Genomic DNA, 15,336 nt, shown 5'->3' with positions numbered 1-15,336 from the left:
CAGAACACAAACCAGCAATCGCCAATCCGCTTGAGTTTCACTAGAACGAAAGACTTCGTCGCCAGCAGCGCCGCCGCCCTCGTTCAGTGAGTGGGCTTATAGAACTAACCCTCCCAAACAGTCAACACACCCAACCAAAGTTTTTTGACATTTTTGTAACAGGTTGAAAATGAAGGGCTTTTATCCCCCGCCTCCAAAAACGAGCAAATCCACCGCCCGATCGGACGGTTTTTAAGATTCGTTTTTGCCGAATCCTGAAGGATAGGCTTCGGCGAGGGAGATGAGGCTTATATGGGGTGCCTGACGCGGAATTCCAGGGTGCTTGCCTATGCCACGCCTCACTCGCTAGTTTGGCGAGGAAGAAAGATCCGGCGGAGTGAAGAATGCTTGTCCTCGATGAAGAACAGACGCGCACGGCCTTGCCCTGGCCGGAACTGATCGAGGCGATCGCCCGCATGTTCCAGAGCGAATGCGTGATGCCGGTGCGTCATCACCATGAGATGGAGGTGCCGGATGAGGAGAGCGCCACATTGCTCCTGATGCCGGCCTGGGTTCCCGGACGCTATGCCGGGGTAAAGACGGTCTCGGTCTTTCCAGGCAATGTGCGGCGGGGCCTGCCGGCGATCTTCGGAACCTATCTTCTTTCTTCCGGCGCTACCGGGGAAATGCTTGCCGCGATCGACGGCGGCGAGTTGACGGCGCGGCGGACGGCGGCGGCATCGGCGCTGGCGGCCCGTCATCTCGCCCGCTCGGACGCGGAAGAGCTGCTCGTCTGCGGAACCGGGCGGCTGTCGCTCAACCTGATGCTTGCCCATGGTACGACCCGGCCGATCAAGAGGTACCGGGTCTGGGGCCGCAACGGGCAAGCGGCGGAAAAGATCGCAGCCGAAGCCCGGGCGCTCGGGCTGAATGCCGAGGCGGTCGCGGATGTCGAAGCCGCAGTGCGGACGGCCGATATCATTTCCTGCGCCACGCTTTCCAGCGCGCCGCTGATATCAGGTGAATGGTTGAAGCCCGGCGCCCATCTCGATCTCGTCGGCGCTTTCAAGCCGAGCATGCGCGAAAGCGACGACGAGGCCATCCGCCGTGCTTCGGTCTATGTCGATACCCGGGCCGGCGCCATCGCCGAGGCAGGCGACATCGTCCAGCCGCTGAAAAGCGGCGTGCTGAAGGAAGGCGACATCAGGGCTGAGCTTGCGGAACTCGTCAGCGGCGCCCATGGCGGACGAAGCCATGACGCAGAGATCACGCTGTTCAAGTCGGTGGGTGCGGCGTTGGAGGATCTCGCCGGCGCCATCCTTGCCTATGAGACAGTGACGGGCCAAAATTGACAATCAGTGCATCCTTGCCGGAGCTTCCGGTTTCACATGTCCTGTCGGCCGTCGCTGCCGCGCTGGAAAAGCAAAAACGCGCCGTTCTTTCCGCCCCGCCCGGCGCCGGCAAGACGACGTTGGTACCACTCTACCTGCTTGACAAGGCCTGGCGCGGCGACGGCAAGATCATCCTGCTGGAGCCGCGGCGGCTGGCGGCGCGGGCAGCGGCAAGCCGGATGGCATCGCTCATCGGCGAACGGGTCGGCGAGACCGTCGGCTACCGCATGCGCCTCGACAACAGAATATCGGCAGCGACACGGATCGAGGTGGTGACCGAAGGGGTTTTTGCCCGGATGATCCTCGACGATCCGGAACTAAACGGTGTCTCGGTCGTGATCTTCGACGAGTTCCACGAGCGTTCGCTGGATGCAGACTTCGGACTCGCTCTGGCGCTCGACGTCCAGTCGGCGCTGCGCGAGGATCTGCGCATCCTGGTGATGTCGGCGACCCTCGATGTCGAACGCGTGGCCGGCGTGCTCGACCATCCACCTGTTATCGAAAGCCTGGGGCGTAGCTTTCCCATCGATATCCGTTATCAGGATCGGCCGGGCGGCGAACGCATCGAGGATGCGGTCACGCGGGCGATACTCGATGCCCATGCCAATGAGGCCGGCTCGATCCTCGCTTTCCTGCCCGGCCAGGCGGAAATCACCCGGACCGTGGAACGCCTGCAGGGACGATTCGGAGCCGAAACACTGATTGCGCCGCTTTACGGCAATCTCAGCCAGAAAGAGCAGGATGCGGCGATCCGACCGGCATCCAAAGGGACGCGCAAGATCGTGCTAGCAACCTCGATTGCCGAAACATCGATCACCATCGACGGCGTCAGGATCGTGATCGACAGCGGGCTGCAGCGTCTGCCGGTGTTCGAGGCGTCGACCGGGATCACGCGGCTGGAGACGGTGCGCGTGTCGCGGGCTTCCGCCGATCAGCGGGCCGGCCGTGCCGGACGAACGGAACCGGGCATTGCCGTCAGGCTGTGGCACCGGGGACAGACGGCGGCATTGCCGGCCTTCACACCGCCGCAGATCCTTTCCAGCGATCTCTCGGGGCTGGTGCTCGACCTCGCGCATTGGGGCGTTCAAGATCCGGCATCCCTTGCCTTCGTCGATCAGCCGCCGGAAACGACGCTGAGGGAAGCACGGGTGCTGCTTGGTCAACTTGGCGCACTCGACAAGGACGGAGCGCTGACGGCGCGCGGCAAGGTGATGCGCGATCTCGCTTTGCCGCCGCGGCTTGCCGCCATGGTCGTCTCGGCGGGAGAAGCGGGGCAGGCCCGGGATGCGGCGATGATCGCCGTGCTTCTCACCGAACAAGGGCTTGGCGGAACGAGTGTTGATATCGAGGAGCGGCTGCGACGCTTCAAGGCCGAACGGGGCGAGAGAGCAGAGGCCTCGCGGCGGCTGGCGGGACGGCTGGCGAGCGGCCTCGACAGGGTTGCCTCAACGGCGCCGGCGCTTGCAGGCCAGCTGCTGCTGCATGCGTTCCCGGATCGAATCGCGCTTCAGCGCGGTGGGCGCGGCCGGTTCGTGATGGCGAACGGGCGCGGTGCGGAGCTGCCGGAAACCGAGAGGTTGGCCGGCAGCCAGATGCTGGTGATTGCCGACCTGACCGGACGGGCGGCGCAGGCGCGGGTTCTGGCGGCAGCCGAGGTGACCCGCGGCGACATCGAAGCCGAGTTGCCCGGTGAGATCAAAACCGGCGACCAGATATTCTTCGACCGCCAGAGCCGGCAAATCCGGGCGCGGCGGGCAACCCGGCTTGGCGCCATCGTCTTCGAAGAGACGCCCTTACCGCGTCCTTCCGGAGCAGAGGTCACGCAGGCGCTGGTAGAGGGAGTGCGGGAGCTAGGGCTCGATCAGCTTGCTTTCTCGAAGGAGGCCGTGCAATTGCGCGAGCGGATCGGATTCCTTCACAGGACGATCGGCGAGCCTTGGCCCGATGTCAGCGATGATGCCCTGCTTTCCCGGCTCGACGACTGGTTCGCACCCTTCCAGACGGAGGCCCGCGGCCTTTCGGAGATTTCCGCCGCCGGACTTTCGAACGGACTGATGTCGCTGGTACCGCACGAATTGCAACGCGACCTTAGCCGGCTTGCACCGACGCATTTCGAAGCGCCGACCGGCCAAAGGCATCCGATCCAATATGAGGGCGAGGAACCGGTTCTGACGATCCGCGTGCAGGAGTTGTTTGGACTGAAGCAACATCCGGCCATTGCCGGTGGCCGCCTGCCGCTGCTGCTCGAGCTCACCTCGCCGGCGCACCGGCCGATCCAGACCACACGCGACCTGCCGGGCTTCTGGGCCGGCTCCTGGAAGGATGTGCGGGCTGATATGCGCGGGCGCTATCCCCGGCATCCCTGGCCGGAGCGGCCGGAGGATGCGTCGCCGACGACACGGGCAAAACCGCGTGGTACATGAGGGCCATCAAGGAGCCCGGCATGATCGACAAGCCTAGCATGATCGACAAGACGGAAGGCTATACGCTGGAGGACCGGCATAACAGCCGCAGGCTGCGCCTGCAGACGCTGGTACGGCTGCGCTGGCTTGCCGTCGGCGGACAGGCGATGACGGTTTTCATCGTTGCCTTCTGGCTGAAATTTCCCTTACCGCTGGTTGCCAGTTCTTCGCTGATCGCCGCCCTTGCCTGGGTGAATTTCTACCTGACGATCCGTTATCCGCCGACCCATCGGCTGGAACCGCCGGCCGCCTTTGCGCTGCTCGGCTTCGACCTTTTGCAGCTCTGCGCGCTGCTCTTCATCACCGGCGGCCTTGCCAATCCCTTCGCAGCGCTCGTCTGCGTGCCGGTCATCATCTCCTTTGCCTCGCAGCCGATTCGCTATAGCATCGCGCTGATCGGCGTTGCGATGGTCTGCATCACGGTGCTTGCCTTTTCGCCCTTTCCGCTGCCCTGGTTCGACGGGGTCGAGATCAACGTGCACAACGTCATGCAGTTCGGTGTCTGGTGCTCGATCGCCTCGACCATGGCATTCGCCGCCTTCTATGCCTATCGGGTCTCGATGGAAGCGAGCCAGCTTGCCGATGCGCTGGCTGCGACCGAACTGGTGCTGCAGCGGGAAAAGCACCTGTCGCAGCTCGACGGGCTGGCGGCGGCGGCCGCCCATGAACTCGGCACGCCGCTGGCGACGATCAGCGTCGTCGCCAAGGAAATGGAGCGCGAACTCAAGGACGACGACCGTTTCCGCGAGGACGTGATGCTGCTGCGCAGCCAGAGCGAACGCTGTCGCGATATCCTGCGGCGGCTGACGACGCTTTCCTCCGAAGGCGAGGCGCATATGCGCCGGCTGCCGCTTTCCTCGATGATCGAGGAGATCGTCGCCCCGCACCGGGAATTCGGTATCGCTCTCGAGCTCATCGAAAAGAGCCCGCGCAAGGGCGAACCGGTCACCGACCGCAATGCCGGCATCATGTACGGGCTCGGCAATTTGATCGAGAACGCCGTCGATTATGCGCGGGAGAAAGTGACCGTCACTGTCGAGCACGATCACGACAAAGTGCTGATCGTCATCGAGGACGATGGCAACGGTTATGCGCCTGACATTCTGACGCGGATCGGCGAACCCTATGTGACCAAGCGGCAGAAGGAGGATACAGCAGGCGGCCTCGGCCTCGGGCTTTTCATCGCCAAGACGCTGCTGGAGCGCTCCGGCGCATCGCTGATTTTCGAGAACCGCGATCCGGAAAGCGCGGGCGCGCGTATCCGGATCGAATGGCCGCGCATGCTGATCGACGCAAATTCGACAAAATGACTTTGTCGGCATAAACAGGATATAAGCGGTTGACGCAGATCGGGCGCTCAACCGTTGGGACCGAGACGATGACAGAACAGAATCATGACAATTTCGCCGCGTCGGATGAGGACCATATCGGTCCCGACGCCAGCCTGCTGATCGTCGACGACGACGGGCCGTTCCTGCGCCGCCTGGCGCGGGCGATGGAGACACGCGGCTTCCAGGTGGAGACGGCCGAATCAGTGGCGGAGGGCGTTGCGAAATCGAAAGGCCGGCCGCCGAAATATGCGGTGGTCGACCTGCGGCTCGGCGACGGCAATGGGCTCGACATCATCGAGGCTATCCGCCAGCGGCGCGACGACACCAGGATCATCGTGCTGACCGGCTACGGCAATATCGCGACGGCGGTCACGGCCGTGAAGCTCGGCGCCGTCGACTACCTCGCAAAGCCTGCGGATGCCGACGACGTGTTTTCGGCGCTGACGCAGCGGCCGGGCGAAAAGGCCGAACTTCCCGAAAATCCGATGTCGGCCGACCGGGTGCGCTGGGAGCACATCCAGCGGGTCTATGAAATGTGCGAGCGCAATGTTTCCGAAACGGCGCGTCGGCTCAACATGCACCGGCGGACGCTGCAGCGTATCCTTGCCAAACGCGCGCCGAAATAGCCGAGCACCTCGCGCGTTTATAATTGGACGTCGTCCACAGTGAACGGTTTCCCGTTCGCCCATTCGGCCATCATCAGCCTTTGCGCGGCGGCACGCGAGAAGTTGAGCGTGACGGATTTGCGCGTGGCCGGCGCCATGCGGTGTTCCGGCGCCTCGCGAATCATATGGGCGCCGTAACCATCCGACAGGAACAGTCCGCATTCTTCGGGAAAGATCTCCAGCGGCACATCCTTATGAGTCGCAAAGAACAAGCGGTCGCAATGCAGCCTGTATTCCGGCCATTTGCGATCCACCCTGAAATCCTCGATCGAGGTCTTGATTTCGATGATCCAGACCTCGCCCTTGTCCGAAAGAGTGATGAGATCGGCCCGGCGACCGCTTGCCAAAGGCAATTCGGGCAGCACGGCGTGGCGCATTTCATGCAGCAATATCTGCGCTCCCCGCCGCACCATCATGGCCCTGTCCGATTGCCGGCCATCGATTAACGGATTGTTATTGTAAACGCTCAAAATCGTCATGGATAACCACCGCAGGGGCTGGCGTGTTGTTGCAAAAAAACCATGCGCTTCTAATTTGCGCGGCAGACGGATTTGTCGCGCTGCAGTAGCCTTGCAAAGCGCAAGTTAATCGAAAATAAACCATAATCAACGATGGTCGAGAGACCGTTCTCCTTGCCCCAAAACTTCAAGAGTCTTCCATGCGCATCCGCAATGCATTCCCTGTATTTGGCCTGCTGACGACGCTCGCTCTGGCCGGTTGCTCCACGACCTCAGACAGCGCGTCCGTCGACGACAAGGGCGCGGGCCCGACGGTACAGACGGCCCAGATCTTCGATGACGCCTACGGCGTGACGAAGGATGCCGGATACTCGCTGCCGGCGATCCCGATCAGCCGCGTCAAGCCGCAGTTCCGCCGCCAGGTCGTCAGCTACCAGACCACAGAGCGTCCCGGAACGATCATCGTCAACACGCGCGAGCGCTTCCTCTACTACATCCTAGCCAACGGCAAGGCCATGCGCTACGGCATCGGCGTCGGCAAGCAGGGCTTCGCATGGGCCGGCACCGCCTACGTCGCCTGGAAGCAGGAGTGGCCGAACTGGCACCCGCCAAAGGAAATGGCCGTCCGCCGGCCTGATCTCGCCAAGTACGTCGAAGACGGCATGGGCCCGGGCCTCAGCAATCCGCTCGGCGCGCGTGCCATGTATCTCTTCAACGAGGACGGCAAGGACACGCTCTTCCGCCTGCACGGCACGCCGGAATGGGCCTCCATCGGCACCGCCGCTTCCTCGGGCTGCATTCGCCTGATGAACCAGGACGTCATCGACCTCTACAGCCGCGTCCGCCCGGGCAAGGGCACGTCCAAGGTCGTCGTCATTCAGTAAGCTAATTATCGAATTCGGTATAAAAAAGGCCGCCGAACTATCGTTCCGGCGGCCTTTTCGTATTCTCCGTCAGGCAGTCTGCTTCGCCTTGAGCTCGAGGCGGCGGCGGTGAAGCACCGGCTCGGTGTAGCCGTTCGGCTGTTCCCTACCCTTCAGGACGAGGTCGAGGGCGGCCTGGAAGGCGATCGAATCGTCGAAATTGCCGGCCATCGGCCGGTAGGCGGGGTCCGACGCATTCTGCTGGTCGACGATGGCGGCCATCCGCTTCATCGTCTCAACGATCTGCGCATCGGTGACGACCTTGTGATGCAGCCAGTTCGCCATGTGCTGGGCCGAAATGCGCAGCGTCGCGCGATCTTCCATCAGGCCGACATTGTTGATGTCAGGCACCTTCGAGCAACCGACCCCCTGATCGACCCAGCGAACGACATAGCCGAGGATTCCTTGAGCATTGTTGTCGAGCTCGCGCTGGATTTCCTCCGGCGTCCAGTTCGGCCGCACCGCAACCGGCACGGAGAGAACGTCGGAGAGCTTGGCGCGGGCGCGATCCTTCAGCCCCTGCTGAACACGGGCGACATTGACCCGGTGATAATGGGTGGCATGCAGGGTTGCGGCCGTCGGCGATGGCACCCAGGCGGTGTTGGCGCCGGCCTTCGGGTGGGCGATCTTCTGTTCGAGCATCGCCCCCATCAGATCCGGCATCGCCCACATGCCCTTGCCGATCTGGGCATGGCCGGACAGGCCGCATTCGAGGCCGATGTCGACGTTCCAATTCTCATAGGCGGAAATCCAGGCCGCCTGGCGCATGTCGCCCTTGCGAATCATCGGGCCGGCTTCCATCGAGGTGTGGATCTCGTCGCCGGTGCGATCAAGGAAGCCGGTATTGATGAAGACGACGCGCTCGCGGGCGGCACGGATGCATTCCTTGAGGTTGACGGTCGTGCGGCGCTCCTCATCCATGATGCCCATCTTGATGGTGTTGCGCCGCAGGCCAAGCGCATCTTCGACCCGCGAGAAGATTTCGACGGCGAAGGCGACCTCTTCCGGCCCATGCATCTTCGGCTTGACCACATACATGGAGCCGGTGCGGGAATTCTTCCGCCGGCCGGAGGGGCCGATATCATAAAGCGCGATCAGGCCGGTGATCGCAGCATCCATGATGCCTTCAGGCACCTCGTTGCCATCGCGGTCGAGGATCGCCGGGTTGGTCATCAGGTGGCCGACATTGCGCACCAGCATCAGCGAGCGGCGATGCACCTCGAAGGAGCCACCGTCCGGACCGGCATATTGTAGATCCGGGTTGAGCTTGCGGATGAAGCTCGTTCCGCCCTTTGCCACCTCTTCCTGCAGATCGCCCTTCATCAGGCCGAGCCAGTTGCGATAGACAGTGACCTTGTCCTCGGCATCGACGGCGGCAATCGAATCCTCGCAGTCCATGATGGTCGTGATTGCCGATTCCAGCCAGACATCGGAAATATGCGCCGGATCGGCTTTTCCGATCGTCGTCGCCGCATCGATGACGATTTCGATGTGAATGCCGTTGTTCTTCAGGAGAATATGCGTGGGAGCGGCGGCGTCACCGCGATAGCCGGCAAAATGCTTGTCGTCCGTCAGCATTGCCTGCTCGCCATCGATCGATCTGACGACCAGCGCTCCATCCTTGACGGCGAAGCTTCCGACGTCCTTCCAACGGCAGTCCTGCAGCGGCGCTGACGTATCGAGGAAATCGCGCACCCAGGCGATGACCTTCTCGCCGCGCTTCGGATTGTAGCCCTTGCCCTTTTCGGCGCCGTCGCTCTCGGGAATGGCGTCCGTGCCGTAGAGCGCATCATAGAGCGAACCCCAGCGAGCATTGGCGGCGTTCAAGGCATAACGGGCGTTCATGACGGGAACAACGAGCTGCGGGCCGGCGATCGAGGCGATCTCCGGATCGACATTTTCGGTCGAAACCTGGAAGTCCGATCCCTCAGGCAGGAGATAGCCGATTTCACGGAGGAAGGACTGGTATTCGTCCATATCCGCCGGGGCACCATGTCGGCGATACCAGTCGTCGATCTTGACCTGCAGCTCGTCGCGTTTTGCCAGCAGCGCACGATTCTTCGGGGCGAGATCGTGGATGATCGCCGAAAAATCGGCGAAGAACTTGTCCGCATCGACCGCCAGACCCGGCAGCACCTCCTTGAGGAGGAAATCATGAAGGACGGTTTCGATGGCAAGACCGTTCTTATCAACGCGGCTCATGCGGCATTCTCCCTGGCAACGACTTTGAATGCTGCCACTTTGCCCGGCTTTCATTCACAGTCAATTCTGCAATAATTCGAAAGATTTATGCTTTCGTGGAAATTATGCGCGGCGTCACGCGCATCGGCAGTCCATTCTGCGGCTGCGTCGTCAGCTTCTGCACCGGCCCAAGGATTGGTCTGATCGGTGGAATCGAAGCGATAACGATGCATCAGGACAGCAAGGGCGATCACCGCCTCCTGAAGCGCAAATGTTGCGCCGATGCAGACACGCGGGCCAGCGCCGAAAGGCAGGAACTGAAAGCGGCCGATAGAGCCGCGATTTTCCGGCAGGAAACGTTCGGGCATATAGGCGCGCGGCCTGTCCCAGTGAAGTTCGTGGCGGTGCAGCGTCCAGGGCATGATCAGCACCGTGACGCCGGCCTCAAGCTCGACCCGCTCGCCCTTGGCGCTTGTCCAGGAATCATCCGATATGGCGGCGCGATTGATCGATGGCGCCGGCGGATAGAGGCGCAAAGCCTCCTCGAAGGCGGCGCGTGTCTGCGGCATCATATCCAACCATTTCACAGGTTCTGCCCCGGTCGCGAGCACCGTGTCGATTTCTTCTTCCATCGCCTCGCGGATATGCGGGCTGTTCGATACGCAATACAGCGTCCAGGCCAATGCTCGGGCTGTGGTCTCATGCCCCGCGCCGATGAAGGTCAGAATATTGTCTTCGATTTCTTCCTTGGTCAGCCCCTCAGGGCCAGCCTGTTCCAGGAGCAGGGTCAGGAAATCTTCAGGCGCGCTGCTGCGATTCGCCTTCATCTTTGCGAGCCGCATATCCATCGTGTTGCGCACGATGGCGCGGAATTTCTCCAGCACTTTCTGACCGCCGATGCGTGTCACACGTGGAACCCAGGACGGGGCGCGCATCAGATCCATCGGATCGACGCGGCCCATGCGATGCAGGAGTTCATTGACATCATCGGCGAAATGGCCGCTCGAGGTGACGATTTCGCCGGAGAACAATGTGTCGGCGAGGATCGCGAAGGTCAGCTCGGTCATGTCGGTGCTGATATCGAAAATTGCGCCTGCCTCGCCTGCGCTCTCATATTTGCAGGCATAGTCTTCGGACTGGCGCAGCATCTGCCCGGCGAAGCCTTGGGCATGGCGAGGCGTGAAAACAGGCGCCACCGCCTTGCGCGATCTCTTCCAGACAGGACCTTCGGCGGTCAGAAGGCCGTCGCGGAGGATCGGACGCAGGACGAGCTGGCGCACATCCGACATGCGGTAATTATTGGCATTGTCGACCAGCACGTGCTTGATCAGGCCGGGATCGTTGACGATCAGCGTTCTCTGGCCGAAGAAATTGGTGCGGATCCAGGGCAGCGTGTAGGACGGCTCGCCCCAGAGTTCGAGCGGATTGCGCAGGATGATGCGAATGATTTCCAGCCGGCTCGGCGGCACGGTACGCGGCAGCGGTGCTGGCGGGACGAAGGGGTCCGGACGCATGTCCATCGTAAAAGCCTTTCGGGGAAGATCTACGCCTTCCCGGCAAGCTTGAAGCTAGAGCAGGCCCTTAAGTTCGTCCAGCTTGTCGTTGATCAGCCAGCCGTAATAATTCTCTTCCGGCCAGACCGTCGCACCGGCGCCGCGGTTCTTCGCAGCAAGTGCTGCGGCGCGCTGGCGCGAATTGCCGACATTATACAGCGTCGCCGTCAGGCCGGGATTGCCCGAGATATCCATGCCGGCGATCTCCTTGTAATCGTCGATCGACCTGCGGATCGAGGCCGCGACGAAGGCGAGCGAGATATCGGGATCCATGATGGCCCTGTAGACGGCGCCGGCATTCTTCTCATTCAGCTTCGGATAGCCGGACACGCGGGTCACGAGATCGGAGAGCATCAGCGCCGTCAGCGGATTGACCTGGCCGAGGCCGAAGGTCTGGCCGGCATAGAAGGGCTGGAAGAAGACCGCGCTGAAACGGTTGTTGGGAAAGCTCGTGCCATCAACCGTCTTGCCGCGGAAATCGGTTTCCCAGACATCTTCGCGACAGGACCAGAGCGTGTAGGAATCGCTCTTGCCCTTGCATTCGGAAAATTGCGGCCGCGCCACGAAGTCGTCGACGCTTTCGCCATCATAAGCGAAGCGGAAGCTTTCTCCGGCATAGGAGGCAGCCTTGACATAATAGGCCTGCAGCCGGTCGTAGGCGTCGACATTATAGGTGTGTTCGCCGACGATCGCGCCGACGACATGGATGGGATTGATGCCGTAAGCGCTGGAAATCTTGCGGATCTTGCTCATCAGCTGGCGATCGGTCGCCAGAAGCTCATGAACCTTTTCGTATTTCAGATCGAAGCTGCTCTTGGTGCCCTTGGTACGCCGGATGGAGGCGCCCGGAATATCGGGCTGCTCGGCGTGACGATTGCCCGCCGGCACCGTCTGCATTGCGAAGGCAGGCGCCGAATTCACCAGGGCAACGGCAATCACAAGGCTTGTCAAAAGGCGTCGCACGATCCGCTATCCCGTCCGTTCATCGTCCTGTTTTCGATGCGGCTGACTGGACCAGAATCTTGGCCGAATAAAGCCGGAGCGGAAAACAAAACGGGCCTTCACTAGAAAGTAAAAGGCCCGCTGTCGAGAGAGAGTTCGTCACAATCCGGCATTCATACCGGGAAAGACATGAACAGGTGCGCCGATATCACAGAATGAAGCGCGACAAGTCGGTGTTCTGTGCGAGATCGCCGACATGCTCGCGCACATAGGCGGCATCGATCGTCACGGCCGTCCCGCCCCGATCCGGCGCGTTATAGGAAATATCGTCGAGCACCCGCTCCATCACCGTCTGCAGACGGCGTGCGCCGATGTTTTCGACCGAGGAGTTCAGATGCACGGCGACATCGGCAAGCGCGTCGATCGCGTCGTCGGTGAATTCGAGGCTCAGGCTCTCGGTTTCCATCAGCGCGCGGTACTGGCGGATGAGGCTTGCTTCCGTCTCGGTCAGGATCCGGCGGAAATCATCCTTGTTCAGCGGACGCAATTCGACACGGATCGGCAGGCGGCCCTGCAGTTCCGGCAGCAGATCCGAAGGCTTGGAGACATGGAAGGCGCCGGAGGCGATGAACAGGATATGGTCCGTCTTGACCGGCCCGTATTTGGTCGAAACCGTCGTGCCTTCGACGAGCGGCAAGAGGTCGCGCTGGACGCCTTCGCGTGAAACGCCGGCGCCCATGCCGCCGTCGCGGGCGGCGATCTTGTCGATTTCGTCGAGGAAGACGATACCGTCATTCTCGGTGGAGCGAACGGCTTCGCGCTGGATCACTTCGTTGTCGATCAGCTTGTCGGATTCGTCACGGATGAGGTCGCCATAGGAAGCCTTGACTGTCGTGCGAACCTTCTTGGTGCGGCCGCCCATCGCCTTGCCGAACATTTCCGACAGGTTCAGCACGCCGATATTGGCGCCCGGCATGCCGGGAATTTCGAAGCCACCCATGCCGGAACCGGCATCGGCCACCTCGATATCGATTTCCTTGTCGTCGAGTTCGCCGTCCCGGAGCTTCTTGCGGAAGTTTTCTCGCGTGGCAGGCGATGCTGTCGTGCCGACCAGCGCATCGAGAACACGCTCCTCGGCGCTCACATGCGCCTTGGCCTGTACCTCGGCCCGCTTCTTCTCGCGCACCAGGCCGATGCCGACCTCGACCAGATCGCGGATGATCTGCTCGACATCGCGGCCGACATAGCCGACTTCGGTGAACTTGGTGGCCTCCACCTTGATGAAGGGTGCACCGGCGAGTTTTGCCAGACGGCGGGAGATCTCGGTCTTGCCGACACCGGTCGGGCCGATCATCAGGATGTTCTTCGGCATGACTTCGTCGCGCAGGCTCGGGTCGAGCTGCTGGCGGCGCCAGCGGTTGCGCAGCGCAATCGCGACGGCGCGTTTGGCATCATGTTGGCCGATAATGTAGCGATCGAGCTCAGAAACGATTTCGCGGGGGGAAAAAGTCGTCATTGCGTATCATTCTCCTGGCGGTCCGGGGCAGCACCCGGCCGTAATTCGTCGTTGTTTCGCCAAGTCCTCGAAGGCCTGCCTTGGTTAGGCCAAGCGGCCTGAAGGCATGGATTCAGCCTTCGACATCCAGCGATTCCACCACGATATTGTGGTTCGTGTAGACGCAGATATCGGCGGCGATATCGAGGGCGCGGCGAGCGATCTCTTCGGCCGATTTGTCGGTATCCATGAGCGCGAGGGCGGCCGCGAGGGCAAAATTGCCGCCCGAACCGATCGCCGTCGTGCCATGCTCCGGTTCCAGGACATCGCCGTTGCCGGTGACCGCCAGCGTGATCGACTTGTCGGCGACGAGCATCATGGCTTCGAGATTACGCAGGTATTTGTCGGTGCGCCAGTCCTTGGCGAGCTCGACGGCGGCACGCATCAATTGACCGGGATATTGCTCCAGCTTCTTTTCGAGCCTTTCGAGCAGGGTAAAGGCATCGGCAGTGGCGCCGGCGAAACCGGCGACGACTTCGCCCTTGCCGATACGGCGCACCTTGCGGGCATTGCCCTTCATGACGGTCTGGCCGAGGCTCACCTGGCCGTCGCCCGCCATCACTACCTTGCCGCCTTTTCGAACTGTAATGATCGTTGTCATCAAACACCTGTCTGCCCTTGACGCGGGCTACTCCACCAGGCCGCACACCGGCCTTGTTAAGCCCTATGTAAGTGGGCCGGCGCCGTTTGCAAATGGGCCGGCTTTTCTCTTGCCCGGCTTCTGGATATTTGCCGATGCGCCTGATAAGGAACGGCCTTATTCCCGATGGAGGGCCATATGGCCGAGACCGCAGCAAGCCGCACGGGCAGCGTTTCCCGCAAGACCAACGAAACCTCGATTTCCGTTTCCGTCAATCTCGACGGCACCGGCAAATCGACGATCTCGACGGGCGTCGGCTTCTTCGACCATATGCTCGACCAGCTTTCGCGACATTCCCTCATCGACATGGAGATCGATGCCAAGGGCGACCTGCATATCGACGATCATCATACGGTCGAAGATACCGGCATCGCCATCGGCCAGGCGATCTCCAAGGCGCTTGGCGACCGGCGTGGCATCACCCGCTACGCGTCGATCGATCTCGCCATGGACGAGACGATGACCAAGGCTGCGGTCGATCTTTCCGGCCGGCCGTTCCTCGTCTGGAATGTCGCCTTCAGTGCGCCGAAGATCGGCACTTTCGACACCGAGCTCGTCCGCGAATTCTTCCATGCACTCGCCCAGAATGCCGGCATTACCTTGCATATTCTCAACCATTATGGCGCCAACAATCACCATATTGCCGAGACATGCTTCAAGGCCGTTGCCCGTGCATTGCGCACGGCAACAGAGATCGATCCGAGACAGGCGGGCCGTGTTCCCTCGACCAAGGGCACGCTCGTCTGAGCCCTTCAAGGGAGCGGCGGCAATGACATCCAGCTATATCTTCCTGACACCGCCCGGCAGCACGAGCGCCACGGCCGATGAGACGCGAACCATCCGTGACGGCTTCACGCTGCTCGGCTTCCTGTTTCCATGGGTTTGGCTGCTGGCGCATCGGCTTTGGCTGCATGCGGCCGCGGCCTTTCTGCTGCAGGGGATTGGTGGTGCGATGATGGACGAACCCGGCCTCGGGCCGGCGGGAGCGGCAATCCTGCTGGGCGTGAATATGCTGGTCGGTCTCGAGGGCCAGAATTTCCGTGTCCGCAACCTTGCTGCGAAGGGCTGGAACGAAGACGCACTCATTGCGGCCGATACGATCGGCATTGCCGAGCAGGTCTATTTCTCGGACAGGGCGGCTAGCGCAGCCAGTGAGGACGCCGCGGCACCGGGCTGGCAGAACAAGGCCCGTCCGAACAGCCCGCACGGCCATGCAACATCGCTTGGTCTTTTTGGTTTTGATGGAGGACGCTGAC

General features: G+C 61.8%; 12 protein-coding genes and 1 pseudogene. 7 read left to right on the top strand and 6 right to left on the bottom strand.

Annotated elements, in window-relative coordinates; genetic code table 11:
• The first annotated feature begins 383 nt into the window (after positions 1-383).
• The 4 genes from B5P46_RS31935 to B5P46_RS31920 all read left to right on the top strand — a co-directional run bounded on the left by B5P46_RS31935 (position 384) and on the right by B5P46_RS31920 (position 5,789).
• Positions 384-1,331 (top strand): ornithine cyclodeaminase family protein, encoded by a 948-nt coding sequence (locus B5P46_RS31935; protein ID WP_129422197.1) that lies wholly within the window; start codon positions 384-386, stop codon positions 1,329-1,331.
• Positions 1,328-3,793 (top strand): ATP-dependent helicase HrpB, encoded by a 2,466-nt coding sequence (hrpB, locus tag B5P46_RS31930; RefSeq protein WP_129422196.1) that lies wholly within the window; start codon positions 1,328-1,330, stop codon positions 3,791-3,793. Before B5P46_RS31935 ends, hrpB begins: the two co-directional genes overlap by 4 nt.
• A gap of 20 nt (positions 3,794-3,813) precedes the next feature.
• Positions 3,814-5,142 carry an ActS/PrrB/RegB family redox-sensitive histidine kinase gene (locus tag B5P46_RS31925; RefSeq protein ID WP_281023737.1) on the top strand — a complete coding sequence of 443 codons (1,329 nt, stop codon included), beginning with the start codon at positions 3,814-3,816 and terminating at the stop codon, positions 5,140-5,142.
• Positions 5,143-5,210: 68 nt separating this feature from the next.
• Positions 5,211-5,789 (top strand): ActR/PrrA/RegA family redox response regulator transcription factor, encoded by a 579-nt coding sequence (locus B5P46_RS31920; RefSeq protein ID WP_129422195.1) that lies wholly within the window; start codon positions 5,211-5,213, stop codon positions 5,787-5,789.
• Positions 5,790-5,806: 17 nt separating this feature from the next.
• Here B5P46_RS31920 and B5P46_RS31915 read toward each other — a convergent pair whose 3' ends face one another.
• Entirely contained in the window at positions 5,807-6,307 is a 501-nt protein-coding gene (locus B5P46_RS31915; RefSeq protein ID WP_129422194.1) for an MmcB family DNA repair protein, read from the bottom strand.
• Between the two features lie 179 nt (positions 6,308-6,486).
• Here B5P46_RS31915 and B5P46_RS31910 point away from each other — a divergent pair, with 179 nt between their 5' ends.
• Positions 6,487-7,170 carry a L,D-transpeptidase gene (locus B5P46_RS31910; RefSeq protein ID WP_129422193.1) on the top strand — a complete coding sequence of 228 codons (684 nt, stop codon included), beginning with the start codon at positions 6,487-6,489 and terminating at the stop codon, positions 7,168-7,170.
• Between the two features lie 69 nt (positions 7,171-7,239).
• Here B5P46_RS31910 and B5P46_RS31905 read toward each other — a convergent pair whose 3' ends face one another.
• The 5 genes and pseudogenes from B5P46_RS31905 to hslV all read right to left on the bottom strand — a co-directional run bounded on the left by B5P46_RS31905 (position 7,240) and on the right by hslV (position 14,041).
• Positions 7,240-9,411 (bottom strand): malate synthase G, encoded by a 2,172-nt coding sequence (locus tag B5P46_RS31905; protein ID WP_129422192.1) that lies wholly within the window; start codon positions 9,409-9,411, stop codon positions 7,240-7,242.
• 85 nt (positions 9,412-9,496) lie between these two features.
• Positions 9,497-10,910, bottom strand: a pseudogene (locus tag B5P46_RS31900) (cytochrome P450).
• A gap of 48 nt (positions 10,911-10,958) precedes the next feature.
• Positions 10,959-11,906, bottom strand: coding sequence for a DUF1402 family protein (locus B5P46_RS31895; RefSeq protein WP_129422191.1), 948 nt, complete (start codon positions 11,904-11,906; stop codon positions 10,959-10,961).
• 187 nt (positions 11,907-12,093) lie between these two features.
• Positions 12,094-13,401 carry an ATP-dependent protease ATPase subunit HslU gene (hslU, locus tag B5P46_RS31890; protein WP_129422190.1) on the bottom strand — a complete coding sequence of 436 codons (1,308 nt, stop codon included), beginning with the start codon at positions 13,399-13,401 and terminating at the stop codon, positions 12,094-12,096.
• A gap of 112 nt (positions 13,402-13,513) precedes the next feature.
• The gene (hslV, locus tag B5P46_RS31880; RefSeq protein WP_129422189.1) at positions 13,514-14,041 is read right to left on the bottom strand and encodes an ATP-dependent protease subunit HslV; all 528 of its coding nucleotides are present in this window, start codon (positions 14,039-14,041) and stop codon (positions 13,514-13,516) included.
• Between the two features lie 177 nt (positions 14,042-14,218).
• Between hslV and hisB the strand changes: the two genes are divergently transcribed.
• A complete protein-coding gene (gene hisB / locus B5P46_RS31875) occupies positions 14,219-14,827 on the top strand; it encodes an imidazoleglycerol-phosphate dehydratase HisB (RefSeq protein WP_003544176.1) in 609 nt (202 codons plus the stop codon).
• A gap of 22 nt (positions 14,828-14,849) precedes the next feature.
• The gene (locus tag B5P46_RS31870) at positions 14,850-15,335 is read left to right on the top strand and encodes a DUF2628 domain-containing protein (protein WP_129422188.1); all 486 of its coding nucleotides are present in this window, start codon (positions 14,850-14,852) and stop codon (positions 15,333-15,335) included.
• The last annotated feature ends 1 nt before the right edge of the window (position 15,336 follow it).

Source organism: Rhizobium leguminosarum, assembly GCF_004123835.1.
GTDB classification, from domain to species: domain Bacteria; phylum Pseudomonadota; class Alphaproteobacteria; order Rhizobiales; family Rhizobiaceae; genus Rhizobium; species Rhizobium leguminosarum_M.
This window is presented reverse-complemented; position numbering and strand designations above follow the sequence as displayed.